This window comes from Comamonas avium, assembly GCF_014836675.1.
Lineage (GTDB): Bacteria > Pseudomonadota > Gammaproteobacteria > Burkholderiales > Burkholderiaceae_C > Comamonas > Comamonas avium.
In genome coordinates this window covers 75,045-90,199 of the sequence record NZ_JACSQK010000009.1, presented here as the reverse complement: position 1 = coordinate 90,199, position 15,155 = coordinate 75,045, and the positions used below count along the sequence as shown (strand labels likewise).

12 protein-coding genes are annotated in these 15,155 nt (G+C 59.4%); 11 read left to right on the top strand and 1 reads right to left on the bottom strand.

The annotated features are described in order from the left end of the window. The first annotated feature begins 39 nt into the window (after nt 1-39). From gyrA to H9646_RS16595, 10 genes are all read left to right on the top strand, one after another. Nucleotides 40-2,721 (top strand): DNA gyrase subunit A, encoded by a 2,682-nt coding sequence (gene gyrA, locus H9646_RS16640; RefSeq protein ID WP_191724512.1) that lies wholly within the window; start codon nt 40-42, stop codon nt 2,719-2,721. Between the two features lie 235 nt (nt 2,722-2,956). Then, entirely contained in the window at nt 2,957-4,063 is a 1,107-nt protein-coding gene (gene serC / locus H9646_RS16635) for a 3-phosphoserine/phosphohydroxythreonine transaminase (protein ID WP_191724511.1), read from the top strand. 123 nt (nt 4,064-4,186) lie between these two features. Further along, a complete protein-coding gene (gene pheA / locus H9646_RS16630; protein WP_191724510.1) occupies nt 4,187-5,287 on the top strand; it encodes a prephenate dehydratase in 1,101 nt (366 codons plus the stop codon). A gap of 12 nt (nt 5,288-5,299) precedes the next feature. Then, nucleotides 5,300-6,184 (top strand): prephenate dehydrogenase, encoded by an 885-nt coding sequence (locus H9646_RS16625; protein WP_191724509.1) that lies wholly within the window; start codon nt 5,300-5,302, stop codon nt 6,182-6,184. Between the two features lie 36 nt (nt 6,185-6,220). Next, nucleotides 6,221-8,254: a bifunctional 3-phosphoshikimate 1-carboxyvinyltransferase/cytidylate kinase gene (locus H9646_RS16620; protein ID WP_191724508.1), complete on the top strand. Its 2,034-nt coding sequence runs from the start codon at nt 6,221-6,223 to the stop codon at nt 8,252-8,254. A gap of 161 nt (nt 8,255-8,415) precedes the next feature. Next, nucleotides 8,416-10,098 carry a 30S ribosomal protein S1 gene (rpsA, locus tag H9646_RS16615; protein ID WP_191724507.1) on the top strand — a complete coding sequence of 561 codons (1,683 nt, stop codon included), beginning with the start codon at nt 8,416-8,418 and terminating at the stop codon, nt 10,096-10,098. A gap of 102 nt (nt 10,099-10,200) precedes the next feature. After that, the gene (locus tag H9646_RS16610) at nt 10,201-10,521 is read left to right on the top strand and encodes an integration host factor subunit beta (RefSeq protein ID WP_191724506.1); all 321 of its coding nucleotides are present in this window, start codon (nt 10,201-10,203) and stop codon (nt 10,519-10,521) included. A gap of 79 nt (nt 10,522-10,600) precedes the next feature. Continuing rightward, nucleotides 10,601-10,909, top strand: coding sequence for a LapA family protein (locus tag H9646_RS16605; RefSeq protein WP_191724505.1), 309 nt, complete (start codon nt 10,601-10,603; stop codon nt 10,907-10,909). Beyond that, the gene (gene lapB / locus H9646_RS16600) at nt 10,899-12,059 is read left to right on the top strand and encodes a lipopolysaccharide assembly protein LapB (RefSeq protein WP_191724504.1); all 1,161 of its coding nucleotides are present in this window, start codon (nt 10,899-10,901) and stop codon (nt 12,057-12,059) included. The genes H9646_RS16605 and lapB overlap by 11 nt, the downstream gene beginning before the upstream one ends. Before the next feature lie 132 nt (nt 12,060-12,191). Beyond that, nucleotides 12,192-12,692 carry a flavodoxin family protein gene (locus tag H9646_RS16595; RefSeq protein ID WP_191724503.1) on the top strand — a complete coding sequence of 167 codons (501 nt, stop codon included), beginning with the start codon at nt 12,192-12,194 and terminating at the stop codon, nt 12,690-12,692. Between the two features lie 53 nt (nt 12,693-12,745). Here H9646_RS16595 and H9646_RS16590 read toward each other — a convergent pair whose 3' ends face one another. Then, entirely contained in the window at nt 12,746-13,957 is a 1,212-nt protein-coding gene (locus H9646_RS16590; RefSeq protein ID WP_191724502.1) for an MFS transporter, read from the bottom strand. Nucleotides 13,958-14,165: 208 nt separating this feature from the next. On the opposite strand from H9646_RS16590, the gene H9646_RS16585 reads away from it, so the two are divergent. Continuing rightward, entirely contained in the window at nt 14,166-15,086 is a 921-nt protein-coding gene (locus H9646_RS16585) for a DMT family transporter (protein WP_225214279.1), read from the top strand. Nucleotides 15,087-15,155: the final 69 nt, after the last annotated feature.

Sequence of the window (15,155 nt, the reverse complement as noted above, 5' to 3'; positions counted from 1 at the left end):
GATTCACTTCGTCGTCATTGCATAACTCAGCACAACTACATGACCCAGTTTGCCAAAGAAACTTTGCCTATCAGCCTAGAAGAGGAAATGCGCCGCAGCTACCTTGATTACGCTATGAGCGTGATTGTGGGCCGCGCCCTCCCTGATGCGCGCGATGGCTTAAAGCCAGTGCATCGTCGCGTGTTGTTTGCAATGCACGAACTCAACAACGATTGGAACCGCCCCTACAAAAAGTCGGCACGTATCGTTGGTGACGTGATCGGTAAATACCACCCTCACGGTGACAGCGCGGTGTACGACACCATTGTGCGCATGGCACAGGATTTTTCGCTGCGCCACATGCTGGTTGACGGGCAAGGCAACTTCGGCTCGGTGGACGGCGATAGCGCCGCCGCGATGCGTTACACGGAAATTCGCCTGTCCAAGATTGCCCACGAGATGCTGGGCGATATCGACAAAGAAACCGTTGATTTCGGCCCCAACTACGACGGCTCCGAGCAAGAGCCGCTGACGCTGCCAGCGCGCATTCCTAATTTGCTGGTGAACGGCTCTGCAGGTATTGCCGTAGGTATGGCAACCAACATTCCTCCACACAACTTGAATGAAGTGGTGGATGCCTGCCTGCATTTGCTGCGCAACCCAGACGCCAGCGTAGACGACCTGATGGAAATAGTGCCTGCGCCCGACTTCCCAACTGCCGGCATTATTTACGGCATCAATGGCGTCAAGGAAGGCTACCGCACAGGCCGTGGTCGCATCGTGATGCGTGCCAAGGTGCACTTTGAGGACATTGACCGTGGTCAGCGCCAGTCCATCATCGTGGATGAGTTGCCATACCAGGTGAATAAAAAGACGCTGCAAGAGCGCATGGCTGAACTGGTCCACGAAAAGAAGATCGAGGGCATCAGCCATATCCAGGACGAGTCGGACAAGTCCGGCATGCGTTTGGTCATTGAGCTCAAGCGTGGCGAAGTGCCCGAAGTCGTACTCAACAATCTGTACAAGCAGACCCAGCTGCAGGACACCTTTGGCGTCAACATGGTGGCGCTGGTGGACGGCCAGCCCAAGCTGTGCAACCTGCTGGATCTGGTGAAGGTCTTCTTGCAGCACCGCCGCGAAGTGGTGACGCGCCGCACAGTGTTCGAGTTGCGCAAGGCGCGCGATCGTGGCCATGTGCTGGAAGGTCTGGCCGTGGCATTGGCCAATATTGATGACTTCATCGCCATCATCCGCAACGCCCCCACACCCCCCGTAGCCAAGGCTGCGTTGATGGAAAAGTCGTGGGACAGCAAGCTGGTGCGCGAGATGCTCACCCGCACCCGCGAAGATGGTGGCGTGATCAATGCCGATGACTACCGCCCCGAATCGCTAGAGCGCGAATACGGTCTGGACCAGGACGGCATGTACCACCTGTCGGACACGCAAGCGCAGGAAATTTTGCAGATGCGTCTGCAGCGCCTGACAGGGCTGGAGCAAGACAAGATCGTGGCCGAATACCGCGACATCATGTCTACCATCGAAGACCTGCTGGACATTCTGGCCAAGCCCGAGCGTGTATCCACCATCATTGGCGATGAGCTGATCGCCGTGAAGGCCGAGTTTGGCCAGTCCAAACTGGGCGCTCGCCGCTCCACCATCGAGTACAGCGCGCAAGACCTGTCGACCGAAGACCTGATCACGCCCACTGACATGGTGGTCACGCTCAGCCACACCGGCTACATCAAGAGCCAGCCCCTGTCCGAGTACCGTGCACAAAAACGCGGTGGCCGCGGCAAGCAGGCCACAGCGACGAAGGAAGATGACTGGATTGACCAGCTCTTCATCGCCAACACGCACGACTACCTGCTGTGCTTCTCCAACCGTGGGCGCATGTACTGGCTCAAGGTCTGGGAAGTGCCATCGGGTTCGCGCAACTCGCGTGGGCGCCCTATCGTCAACATGTTCCCGCTGCAAGAAGGCGAGAAAATCAACGTAGTGCTGCCACTGACGGGCGACAACCGCACCTTCCCTGAAGATCATTACGTCTTCATGGCCACCAGCATGGGCACCGTTAAAAAGACGGCGCTGACCGAGTTCAGCAACCCGCGCAAGGCCGGCATCATTGCCGTGGGCCTGGACGAAGGCGACTTCCTGATTGGTGCAGCACTGACTGACGGCAAGCACGACGTCATGCTGTTCTCTGATGGCGGCAAGGCCGTGCGCTTTGATGAAAACGATGTGCGCCCCATGGGCCGCAATGCTCGCGGTGTACGCGGCATGAACATTGACGACACGCAAAGCGTGATCGCCATGCTGGTGGCCGAAGCCGATGACGGCACCGGCAACGTGGTGGAAGGCTCACAAAGTGTGCTCACCGCCACCGAAAACGGTTACGGCAAGCGCACGGCCATCAGCGAATACACCCGCCATGGCCGTGGCACCAAGGGCATGATTGCCATCCAGCAGTCCGAGCGCAACGGCAAGGTGGTGGCTGCCACCTTGGTGGCTGCAGAAGACGAGATCATGCTGATCACTGACAAGGGCGTACTGGTGCGCACACGTGTGGCGGAAATCCGTGAAATGGGCCGCGCAACGCAAGGCGTCACTCTGATGGCACTGGACGAAGGCGCCAAGCTGATTGGCCTGCAACGTATTGCTGAAAACGATGCCGCAGGTGCTGAAGCTGAGGAAGACACAGAAGCTGACAGTGGCCAAGCACCGGATACATCCACCGAGCAATAAAAGAACGACACCCCACTGCGCAAACTGTGGGGTGTTTTTTCACCTAAGATCATTTTTTTGATAGCTGCCAGCATCCACCGCAGCTAATTCAGGCCAGCAAGTTAAACATTGCACCGAATACGAGGGGCTCGATGTGGCGCAGTGCCCACAGCACTGCGCGAGATTGAGCAAGCGACGTATCAAGGATTGAGTTAGCCGCACTTGGTTGCACTGGCACGTGATTTGACTGCACACCATGAGCCGCCCTTTCAATTTTTCTGCTGGTCCCGCCGCAATCCCCGAAGAAGTCCTGCACCAAGCTGCCAATGAAATGCTCAACTGGGGCGGCTCGGGCATGGGCGTGATGGAGATGAGCCATCGCGGCAAAGAGTTCATCAGCATCTACGAAACCGCAGAAGCCGATTTGCGTGAACTGCTGGCTGTGCCCAGCAACTTTCACATCCTGTTCATGCAAGGCGGCGGCCTGGCCGAGAACGCCATCGTGCCGCTGAACCTGTCCAGGGGCGGGGCGGTCGATTTCGTCGTGACGGGCAGCTGGAGCCAAAAATCGCACAAAGAAGCGGGCAAGTACGCCAGCAACCGCCTGGCTGCCAGCGGTGCAGCATCCAACTTCACCAGCGTGCCTGATGCTGCCAGCTGGGAGCTGGGCAAGGATGCACAGTACGTGCACCTGTGCAGCAACGAAACCATCCACGGCGTGGAGTTTCAACAGCTGCCCGACCTGAAGGCGCTGGGCTGCGATGCCCCGCTGGTGATCGACTTTTCGTCCAACGTTGCCTCCCGCGCGCTGGACTGGAGCCGCGTGGGTCTGGCCTTTGGCGGGGCGCAAAAGAACATTGGCCCTGCGGGCCTGACCATTGTCATCGTGCGTGATGACTTGCTGGGGCATGCGCTGGACATCTGCCCTTCGGCCTTCAACTACAAGACCGTGGCCGATAACCAGTCCATGTTCAACACCCCTCCCACCTGGGGCATCTACATGGCGGGCCTGACCTTTCAATGGCTCAAGCGCCAGACCGAAGGTGCCTTAAGTGGTGTGGCCGCAATGGAAGTGCGCAACAAAGCCAAGGCCGAGCTTTTCTACCAGTACCTGGACAACTCGCAGTTGTACGTGAACAAGGTAGATGTGGCTTACCGCTCGCGCATGAACATTCCATTCTTTCTGCGCGATGAAAGCCGCAACGATGCCTTCCTGGCAGGTGCCAAGGCACGCGGGCTGCTGCAGCTCAAGGGCCACAAGTCGGTGGGCGGCATGCGTGCCAGCCTGTACAACGCCATGCCCCTGCAAGGCGTGCAGGCCCTGGTGGCCTACATGCAAGATTTCGAACGCACCAGCGCTTAAACTGCATTTGCATTGATTTAAAAAATAAGAGCTGCCAGCGCTTACCAGATAAGGTTTTCAGATAGTTTTATATCTAAAAGCCTTTATACATAAGCGTTAGCTGCTCTGCTTTTCGAGGAAAACATGAGCACTCAACCCCAAGCCACACCGGAGCTGCTGCAGCTGCGCAACCAGATCGACAGTCTGGACAACCAACTGCTGGAACTGGTGAACCAGCGTGCACGCGTGGCCGAGCAGGTGGGTGAGCTGAAGAAAAAAGAAGGCACCACGTTCTTTCGCCCTGATCGCGTGGCGCAGGTCATCGAAAAAATCAAGAACAACAACCCCGGCCCACTCAAGGGCGCGCACGTGGCCGCCATCTGGCGCGAGATCATGTCGGCCTGCCTGGCGCTGGAATCGCCCCAGCGCGTGGCGGTGCTCGGGCCTGCAGGCACTTTCTGCGAAGAAGCGGCCGTGCAATATTTTGGCGGCGCTGCAGACTTTTTGTACTGCAACACGTTTGAAGAAGTGTTCCACGCCACTGCTGCAGGCAGCGCGCAATATGGCGTAGTGGGGGTTGAAAACTCCACCGAAGGCGTGGTCAACCGTACGCTGGACATGTTCCGCAACACGCCTTGCCACATCGTGGGCGAGGTGAGCATGCTCATTCGTCACCACCTGCTGTGCAGCAACAATTCGCTGGAAGGCATCACCGTGGTGGCAGCACACCCGCAGGCACTGGCCCAGTGCCACGCCTGGCTGTCCAAACACCTGCCGCACGCAGAGCGCCGCCCCGTCGAAAGCAATGCCGAAGGCGCACGCCTGGCAGCCCTGAACCCCACGTGGGCGGGCATCTCCAGCGAACGTGCGGCGCAGCAGTTTGGCCTGCACATCGTCAGCCACGCCATTCAGGACGACGCCTACAACCGCACGCGTTTTGCCGTCATCTGCCTGCCGCACACACTGTCCACACCGGCACCCACTGCCAAAGATTGCACCAGCCTGGTCATCTCGGTGCCCAACCAGCCTGGTGCGGTGCACGATCTGCTGGTTCCCCTCAAGACGCACGGTGTATCGATGACGCGCTTTGAATCACGCCCTGCCCGCACCGGCCAGTGGGAGTATTACTTCTACATCGATCTGGAAGGCCACCCCGCGCAGCCCAACGTTGCGCGGGCACTGCAAGAGCTGCAGTCACTGTCGGCCTTCTACAAAGTACTGGGCACCTACCCCGTGACAGCGTAAGGAAACGCAGGAATGTTTGAACAGTTAGGACTGATTGGCTGCGGCTTGATGGGCGGCTCGTTCGCCTTGGCGCTGAAAAAAGCGGGCCTGGTCAAGCGCGTGGTGGGCTACAGCAAATCCCCCACAACCACAGCGCGCGCATTGCAGATGGGTGTGATTGACGTGGAAGCCCCCTCGGCCTTGCTGGCTGCAGCCGGGGCCGACATTGTGCTGCTGGCCGTGCCCGTGGGAGCCACCGAAGCCACCCTCAAATCCATCAAGCACCTGGTGACACCAGAGATGCTGATCATGGATGTGGGCTCTACCAAAACTGATGTCGTGCAGGCCGCACGCGATGCGCTGGGCAGCCGCATTTGCAGCTTTGTCCCGGCCCACCCCAACACCGGCAAAGAAGTGGCTGGCGTAGCCCACGCAGACGAGCATCTGTACCGGGGTGCCAAGGTCATCCTCACCCCCACCGAGCGCACACTGACATCGCACCTGCACAAGGCCGAGGCCCTGTGGAAGGCACTGGGGTGCGATGTGCGCATCATGTCTCCCGAGACCCATGACGCCGCTTTTGCCGCCATCAGCCACCTGCCGCACATGCTGGCATTTGCCATGATGCAAAGCGTCATGCGCCAGGATCAAGCCGATGCCTTCCTCGCTCTGGCGGGTCCTGGCTTTCGCGACTTCACCCGCATTGCAGCCAGCGAACCCAAGATGTGGCGCGATATTTTGCTGGCCAACAAAACAGAAGTGCTGGCACAAACGCAGCACTTCAAACAAGCCATGCAAGCGTTTGAGCAAGTGCTGCTAACGGATGACGCCCAGGCTCTGGAAGACATGATCACACTGGCCAGCGCTGCCCGCACGCAATGCCGCTTTAACCCGCCGACCACTGCCAGCGCCGCGTAACCCCCGGCCTGTGCTTAACTTTTTTCGTTTTTACGCATGTACCACACCGCCTTTCTTGACCTGCCTCACCTGGCCACGGCCAGCGGCAGCGTACAACTGCCCGGCTCCAAGAGCATCTCTAACCGCGTGCTGCTGCTGGCCGCTTTGAGCCAGGGCACCACGGTTGTGCATGACGTGCTCGACTCTGATGACACCCGCGTCATGCTGCAGGCCTTGCAGCAAATTGGCTGCGTGGTGGAACCTGCAGCCGTGGTCGCCGGTCAGCCCCTGCGCATCACCGGCATCGACGGCTTCTTGCCCAACAATGCGCGCGGCCAGCTGTTTCTGGGCAATGCCGGCACCGCCATGCGTCCGCTGACGGCGGCATTGGCCGTGCTGGGTGGCAATTTTGAGATGACAGGTGTGCCCCGCATGTACGAGCGCCCTATCGGCGACTTGGTGGATGCGCTGCGCCAGCTGGGATGCAAGATCGACTATCTTAAGGATGAAGGCTTTCCGCCCCTGAAGATCGGCCAGCCCGACTTCAGCCAGCTGGGCAGCGAATCCATCAAGGTGCGCGGGGATGTCTCCAGCCAGTTCCTGACCTCGCTGCTCATGGCCCTGCCTTTGCTGGCTACCGAGCAGGACATCACCATCGAGGTGATCGGCGAGCTGATCTCCAAGCCCTACATCCACATCACGCTGCAGTTGCTGGCGCGCTTTGGCATTGCCGTAAAAAACGACAACTGGCAGCGCTTCACCATTGCCGCTGGCAGCCGCTACCAGTCGCCCGGCGACATCCATGTGGAGGCCGATGCCTCATCTGCCAGCTATTTCATAGCGCTAGGTGCACTAACTACGGGCGCTAATGGTCAAAATGGCATCAACGTGCTGGGCGTAGGCAAAGACTCCATTCAGGGAGATATCCGCTTTGTTGAAGCGGCACAGGCCATGGGCGCTGTGGTGCAAAGTGGCCCCAACTGGCTGCACATCTCACGCGGCACCTGGCCTTTGAAGGCCATCGACATGGATTGCAATCACATTCCAGATGCCGCCATGACGCTGGGTGCCATGGCCTTGTTTGCCGACGGCACCACCACGCTGCGCAACATCGCCAGCTGGCGCGTCAAAGAGACCGACCGCATTGCTGCCATGGCCAATGAGCTGCGCAAACTGGGCGCCACTGTGCAAGAAGGTGCGGACTACATCCGCATTACTCCACCCGCCTCGCGCAGCGACTGGACAGCCGCCAGCATCCACACCTATGACGATCACCGCATCGCCATGTGTTTTTCGCTGGCCGCATTCAACCCCGCAGGCCTGCCCGTGCGCATCCAAGACCCCCAGTGCGTGGGCAAGACCTTCCCGGACTATTTCGAAGCATTCTTCAGTGTGACCCAGCCCTCTGAGCCCGCGCCCGTCATCTGCATTGACGGACCCACCGCATCCGGCAAAGGCACCATTGCCGCCATCGTTGCCGAGCGCCTGGGCTATCACCTGCTGGACTCTGGCTCGCTCTATCGCATCACCGGCTTGGCGGCCTCTCGCGCAGGCATTGAGCTGACCGAAGCCAATGCCCAGGCCATTGCAGACCTTGTCAGCAGCAAGGTCATCACCTTCTTGCCCGATCAGCAAGTCTTGCTCGATGGCGATGATATTTCGCTGGACATCCGCACCGAACAGGCGGGCATGAATGCCTCGCAAGTGGCCACATTTCCTGCCGTGCGCCAAGCGCTGCTGCAGGTGCAGCGCAACTTTTGCCGGCTGCCAGGGCTGGTCGGTGATGGCCGCGACATGGGCACCACCATATTCCCCGACGCCCCTTTGAAAGTGTACTTAACGGCCAGTGTGCAATGCCGCGCAGAACGCCGCTACAAGCAATTGATTTCCAAGGGACTTTCTGCTAACATGGCAGACCTGATTGCGGACCTTGAAGCCCGCGACGCGCGCGACATCAATCGCGCGGCATCGCCCCTCAAGCCCGCACAAGACGCCCTTCACTGGGACAACTCCGACAGCACGATTGATGAGGCCGTGCAGCAAGTGTTGACCTGGTGGGAGCAACGCCAGCCTTTTGCGCCCGTCGCTTGAAGCTGACACCCATGGCCCGCAGACCACATCCGCGCTACATGCGCACTGGCTCTGCGGTTATCAACCATTTAACCCGCAGGTTTTGCCTGCACCTTCGCTTACAGCCATAAAAACGTGCCGCAATAGTGCAGCCGGAAACCTGTAAGTGGACAAGGAAATACATGTCTGAATCTTTTGCCGCCCTATTCGAAGAATCGTTGCAACGCACTGAAATGCGTCCCGGCGAAGTTATCACTGCTGAGGTCGTGCGCGTTGAGCACAACTTCGTGGTGGTAAACGCTGGCCTGAAGTCGGAAGCCTATGTGCCAATCGACGAATTCAAGAACGACCAGGGCGAAATTGAAGTTCAAGTTGGTGACTTCGTGTCCGTGGCGATCGGTTCGATCGAAAACGGCTACGGCGACACCATCCTGTCCCGTGACACAGCGAAGCGTCTGGCTTCCTGGCTGTCGCTGGAAAAGGCGCTGGAATCTGGCGAATTCGTGACCGGTACAACTTCCGGCAAGGTCAAGGGCGGCCTGACCGTTCTGGTCAACGGCATCCGTGCATTCCTGCCCGGTTCGCTGATCGACACACGTCCCGTCAAGGATCTGACTCCTTACGAAAACAAGACCCTGGAATTCAAGGTCATCAAGCTGGATCGCAAGCGCAACAACGTGGTGCTGTCGCGCCGCGCTGTGGTGGAAGCTTCCATGGGCGAAGAACGCGCCAAGCTGATGGAAACCCTGAAGGAAGGCGCCATTGTTCAAGGCGTGGTCAAGAACATCACCGAATACGGTGCGTTCGTGGACCTGGGCGGTATCGACGGCCTGCTGCACATCACTGACATGGCATGGCGTCGCGTACGTCACCCATCCGAAGTGGTGACAGCTGGTCAGGAAATCACAGCCAAGATCCTGAAGTTTGACACCGAAAAGAACCGCGTGTCTCTGGGTCTGAAGCAAATGGGTGATGACCCATGGATGGGCGTTGCTCGCCGCTATCCTTCGGCTACTCGCCTGTTCGGCAAGGTCACCAACATTGCTGACTACGGCGCATTCGTGGAACTGGAACCCGGCATCGAAGGCCTGGTGCACGTTTCCGAAATGGACTGGACCAACAAGAACATCGCTCCTTCCAAGCTCGTGTCTTTGGGCGACGAAGTGGAAGTCATGGTTCTGGAAATCGACGAAGACAAGCGTCGCATCTCCCTGGGCATGAAGCAATGCAAGGCCAATCCTTGGCAAGAATTTGCTCAGAACACCAAGCGCGGCGACCGCGTGAAGGGCCCTATCAAGTCCATCACCGACTTCGGCGTGTTCGTGGGTCTGGCTGCTGGTATCGACGGCCTGGTGCACCTGTCTGACCTGTCTTGGAACGAAACTGGCGAAGCCGCTGTTCGTAACTACAAGAAGGGCCAAGAAGTTGAAGCCATCGTGTTGGGCGTTGACGTCGAGCGCGAGCGCATCTCCCTGGGCATCAAGCAGCTGGACAGCGATCCGTTCACTACATTCGCAACTGTGAATGACAAGGGCCAGATCGTGACCGGCAAGGTCAAGACTGTGGACGCTAAGGGCGCTGAAATCGACCTGGGCGAAGACATTCTGGGTTACCTGCGTGTCTCCGAGCTGTCGCGTGACCGCGTGGAAGATGCTCGCTCCATCCTCAAGGAAGGCGACGAAGTGACTGCCGTGGTGATCAGCGTGGATCGCAAGACCCGCAACATCCAGCTGTCCATCAAGCAAAAGGACATGGTTGAGCAGCAAGAAGCCATGGCTTCCCTGTCGGCTCAGTCCTCCAAGGAAAATGCCGGTACAACTAGCCTGGGCGCTTTGCTGCGCGCCAAGCTGGACGCCGACAAGTAAAAAGTCTTTAAAACTGCTCACCTGAGCAGTGGCTAAGACCCTCGACGGGCGCTGTCAAGGCGCCCGTCGTTTTTTCCAAGTACCGCTTGGGATGATTGCTCCATGACTCGATCCGATTTAGTTGAAGAACTGGCAGCCCGTTTTGCCCAGCTCACCCAGCGTGACGCAGAACACGCCGTTAAAACCATTCAAGATGCCGTCAGCGATGCCTTGGTGCAAGGCCAGCGCATTGAGATTCGTGGTTTTGGCAGCTTCTCCGTTTCGCGCCGTCCTGCCCGCATTGGTCGCAACCCTCGCAGCGGCGAATCTGTCAGCATTCCGGAAAAACGCGTTCCTCACTTCAAGCCCGGCAAGGCCTTGCGTGAGTCCGTCGATTTCCAGACATCGCCTGCGACGCCTGTCGCAGCACCTGCTGCAGACTGAAGACCACAGTCTTACACGCACTGTTTGCTCGCCAGCCCCCCTGTGCGCCTAAAATTCAGGCCAACAAGGAAGGGCTCGCATGAAATACCTGCTGTGGCTGCTCAAAGCAGCCATTTTTTTCACCCTGTTTGCCTTCGCGCTCAACAACCAGCAAAACGCGACTGTGCATTTTTTCTTTGGCACACAGTGGCAAGCACCATTGGTGCTGGTGGTACTGACGGCTTTCGTGGGCGGCCTGATCGCGGGCGTGCTCGTGATGGTTCCCCGATGGTGGAAACAGCGCAGCACCGCCGTCAAGCTGAGCCAGCCTGCTGCTGCGGCTGACACCCCTGCCGCCGCCAACAGCACACTCCCTGAACCCATCCCACCGACACTCCATGGACTTTGATCTCAGCTGGATTCTTCTGGGCCTGCCTCTGGCTTTTGTACTGGGCTGGCTGGCCTCGCGCATGGACTTGCGTCAGGTGCGTCAGGACAACCGCCAAGCGCCCAAGGCGTACTTCAAGGGTCTGAACTTCTTGCTCAATGAGCAACAAGACAAAGCGATTGATGCGTTCATTGAGGCTGTGCAAAACGACCCCGAGACCGCCGATCTGCACTTTGCACTGGGCAACCTGTTTCGCCGCCGCGGTGAGTACCACCGCGCCGTGCGCGTGCATGAGCACCTGCTGTCTCGGGCAGATTTAAGCCGCGAAGACCGGGACCGTGCCCAGCATGGGCTGGCCCAGGACTTTTTAAAGGCAGGCCTGCTCGACCGTGCAGAAGAAGCCCTGCGTCGCCTGGAAGGCTCTGCCTACGAAGCTGAAGCACGCCTGGCGTTGCTGGCAATTTATGAACGTTCGCGCGACTGGGCGCAGGCTGCAGAAATTGCCCGCCGCATGCAAACCGCCAATCAGGGCGATTTCAGTGGCCGCTTGGCGCACTATCTGTGCGAACAAGCCAACGAGCAGGCCAGCCATGCGCAGCTCGATGTGGCCAGCCAGCTGCTGCACGAAGCAGTACGCATTGCGCCGCAAACACCACGCCCCCGGATTGAGCTGGCTCGCATTCAGCACCGGCTGAACCAATCGCAAGACGCCTGGAACACCTTGCAGGATCTGGCACAGACCACGCCCCAGGGCCTGCCACTGGCCGCTCCACTGATGCTGGAAGTGGCTGCTGCCACAGGCCAGCAGGCAGCTGCAGAGCAACTGCTGCGCAGCCGTTATGCGCAGATGCCGTCGCTGGATTTGCTTGATGCCTTGGTCACGCTGAACACTGCGCCAGCTGCTTCTGCCAGTGGCGACAGCCGCGACTGGTATGTGCAGCACCTGTCCAAAGAACCATCACTGGTGGCCGCCACCAAATGGCTGGCAGGCGAGACACTGGAGCACGAAGAGCACCACCCGGCCATTCAAAAAGCGCTGGAGCACGCAAGCAAGCCCCTGAGCCGCTACCGCTGCGCCGCCTGCGGCTTTGAGGCACGCCAGCACTTTTGGCACTGCCCGGGCTGCCAAAGCTGGGACAGCTACCCGGCACGCCGCGTCGAAGAGCTGTAAAGCGAACCTTAAAAGAGAGCTGCTATCGCTTTGTGTGAAACGTTTTCAGAACTTAAACACTCTTAAAACAAGCATACATAAGCGATAGCAGCTCTCTTTTTTATTAAGCACAGTTTGCGTATGCTGCTAGGCATGAACCGCGCCAAAACCCTGCTCATCATCTACCACAGCCACACCGGCGGCACGCGCCAGATGGTGCATGCGCTGCGTGAAGGCGCGTTGACGGAAGGCAGCGTGCAAGTGCACCTGCTGCATGCCAGCGAGGCTGGACCTGACGACGTACTGCAGGCCGATGGCTATGTGTTTGCCACACCTGAAAATCTGGCTGCCATGAGCGGCTTGCTGAAAGACTTTTTCGACCGCAGCTACTACGGCGCACTAGAGCGCATCAATGGCCGCCCTTATGCCACGCTGGTGTGCGCGGGCAGTGATGGCAGCAACGCAGCACGGCAAATTGCACGCATTGCCACTGGCTGGCGCTTGAACGCCGTGGCCGAGCCACTGATTATCTGCACCCACGCCCAAACGCCAGAGGCGATCGCAGCTGCCAAGCACATCAGCGATACCGACCTGGCGCAATGCCACGCGCTGGGCGCTGCCTTGGCCAGTGGTTTGCAGATGGGCATTTTCTGAATCCATAGCTCGCTGCGCCCATGGTCCATAGGCGCTCCAAGCGATTTACAGCATTACCCTTTGGTGGCTATGGTGCGCAGCTTGAGCGGCTGCGGCTTGAAGTACCACGTCAGCACCAGGGCCGCGCAGCACGCCAGCAGCACAGGCAGCATGGCCAAGCGCAAACCCCACACCTCACCCACAAAGCCCAGCGCTGGTGGCCCCACCAAAATAGCCACATAACCCAGTGAGGCCACCGCGCCCACTCGCTGGGCACTGTTGCCCTCTCCTTCTGCCGCTGCGGACAAAGCCAGCGGAAAACCCAGCGCAGCACCCAGCCCCCACAGCACCACGGCGATGGCACCCAGCACGGGGTTTTGCGCAAACACGACCACCAGCAAACCCGAGCCTGCCAGCACGGCACTGGCACGCATCAATGCCAGGCGTGTAAAGCGCTCCAGCAGCCACTGTCCGCCCAGGCGCGCCACCGTTACGCCCAGAGTAAACAGCATGTAGATCAACGTGCCCTGCGCATTGCTGAACTGGTAGCCATCGACCATCAGCAAAGGCAGCCAGTCGTGCGCAGCACCTTCGGTCAGCGCCAGACCCAGTGCAAACAAGCCAATCAGCAGCACGCGGGGGTCTTTGAAAGCATTGAGCACAAAGCCGCCATGTCCGGCGTCCCCTGCATCCCCAGTTGCTGCCTTGACCGCACTGAGGTTTTCCACCCGGCGCACTAAGGGAGCCGTCAGCACGCCGCCCACCACGACCACACCCAGCAAATGGTGCATGACCGGCACCTGCAGCCAGGCCATGAGCGTGCCCAGCAGGGCACCGAGCATGGCCCCCAGACTGAAGCAGCCGTGCAACGTGGTCATCAGCGGGCGCTGCTGCAGCTTCTCGATGGCTCCTGCCTCCACATTGACCGCAATATCGGCCCAGCCCATGCCCACACCAAACAGCATGAAGCCCAGCACCACCACCGTCACGCTGGCCATGCCTGCGCCCACTGCCAGCAGTGCCAGACCCGCCAGGTTGGCGGCCATGCCCGCCACCATCGCCCGGCGTGCATGCAATCGCTCAACCAGCCAGTTGGACGACAAAATTCCCGCCATGGAGCCCAGTGAGAAACCGAACAAAATCATGCCCATCTGCTCGGTACTGGCCTGCAGCGCATCGCGCAAGGCCGGCGTGCGTGTCACCCAGGTAGATGTAGCCACGCCAATCACTACAAACAAACCAAACAGCGCAGCACGCAAAGTGCGTGCTTTTTTATCTTCAAGCATCCAAAAATTCCAGTTTCTCGCAGCCACGCATCCTAGTCGGCGTGGCCAAGGCTTGCTCATGCACGCATGCGCTCTTAGCGAAATATGAGCCTATAAAAACATAGCTGTCTGCGCTTTGCCGTAATGCGCTAAAGCGTCATTGCAGCGCAAGGCACCGTGCCTGAGCGACATGTTTTGCTGCGCCGCGCAGCTGCGCTGGTGCATAGTCATGCCTATGCAATCACATCCGCGTTTTGGCCCGCACCTGCGGCTTATCGGCATGGCCGTTTTATGGGGGGCATCATGGCCTGCAGGGCGCATCATTGCGCAATCCATGCCGCCACTGGCAGGCGCATGCCTGCGCTTTGTGCTGGCTGCCATGGTGCTAATTCCGTGGATGTACTGGGCAGGCGGCTTTAGCCAGCTCAGGAGCTGGAGCGCACAGCGCTGGCTGGGCATGGCCGCAGCGGGCGCCACAGGCGTGTTTGGCTATGCCGCATTCTTTTTGTCAGGCCTGCAGCACCTGCCAGCAGGAAAAGCCGCGCTGGTCATCACACTCAACCCCGTCATGACACTGCTGATGGCTGCATGGCTGTTTAAAGAGCGCCTGAACGCCATCATTGCCGCAGGCATGCTGCTGGCTGTGGTGGGGGCCGTGGTTGTCCTTTCGCACGGCAAACCACTTGAAATCTTGCAAGGTGCCATGGGTATTGGCGAGCTGCTGATTTTGGGCTGCGTGGTCTGCTGGGTGCTCTACACCTTGATTGGCCGCTGGATGCTCACGGGGGTAGATGCGCTATCGACCACCGCCGTCACCAGCACCATTGGCGCCCTGCTCTTGCTGGCAGGCAGCCTGATTGTGGAAGGCCCCAGCGGCCTGGCAAGCGCGGTTGACAGCGGCACCACAGCGTGGGTGGCCCTGCTCTTTCTGGCGTTTGGCGCCACTGCACTGGCCTACGCCTGGTATTTTGACGGGGTCAAAGCGCTGGGCGCGGGCGCTGCCTCAGGCTACATCACGCTGGTGCCGCTGTTTGGCGTAGTGATCTCTGCCTTTTTGCTGGGCGAGCGCATTGACACCCCCATGCTGCTGGGCGGGGCCATGGCCATTGCAGGCACTGCCGTCATGAGCTGGGGCCGCAGCCGCGCATAAGCCACAGGGCAAAACCGCTGCAGCGCTCCGCCCATTGCGCGGCGTTGCAGCACACACCCGGCACCTCAC

Excerpts from the sequence above, each read along its gene's own strand:
- gyrA (WP_191724512.1), top strand. The coding sequence starts at position 40 with ATGACCCAGTTTGCCAAAGAAACTTTGCCTATCAGCCTAGAAGAGGAA.
- serC (WP_191724511.1), top strand. The coding sequence starts at position 2,957 with ATGAGCCGCCCTTTCAATTTTTCTGCTGGTCCCGCCGCAATCCCCGAA.
- pheA (WP_191724510.1), top strand. The coding sequence starts at position 4,187 with ATGAGCACTCAACCCCAAGCCACACCGGAGCTGCTGCAGCTGCGCAAC.
- H9646_RS16625 (WP_191724509.1), top strand. The coding sequence starts at position 5,300 with ATGTTTGAACAGTTAGGACTGATTGGCTGCGGCTTGATGGGCGGCTCG.
- H9646_RS16620 (WP_191724508.1), top strand. The coding sequence starts at position 6,221 with ATGTACCACACCGCCTTTCTTGACCTGCCTCACCTGGCCACGGCCAGC.
- rpsA (WP_191724507.1), top strand. The coding sequence starts at position 8,416 with ATGTCTGAATCTTTTGCCGCCCTATTCGAAGAATCGTTGCAACGCACT.
- H9646_RS16610 (WP_191724506.1), top strand. The coding sequence starts at position 10,201 with ATGACTCGATCCGATTTAGTTGAAGAACTGGCAGCCCGTTTTGCCCAG.
- H9646_RS16605 (WP_191724505.1), top strand. The coding sequence starts at position 10,601 with ATGAAATACCTGCTGTGGCTGCTCAAAGCAGCCATTTTTTTCACCCTG.
- lapB (WP_191724504.1), top strand. The coding sequence starts at position 10,899 with ATGGACTTTGATCTCAGCTGGATTCTTCTGGGCCTGCCTCTGGCTTTT.
- H9646_RS16595 (WP_191724503.1), top strand. The coding sequence starts at position 12,192 with ATGAACCGCGCCAAAACCCTGCTCATCATCTACCACAGCCACACCGGC.
- H9646_RS16590 (WP_191724502.1), bottom strand. The coding sequence starts at position 13,957 with ATGCTTGAAGATAAAAAAGCACGCACTTTGCGTGCTGCGCTGTTTGGT.
- H9646_RS16585 (WP_225214279.1), top strand. The coding sequence starts at position 14,166 with ATGCCTATGCAATCACATCCGCGTTTTGGCCCGCACCTGCGGCTTATC.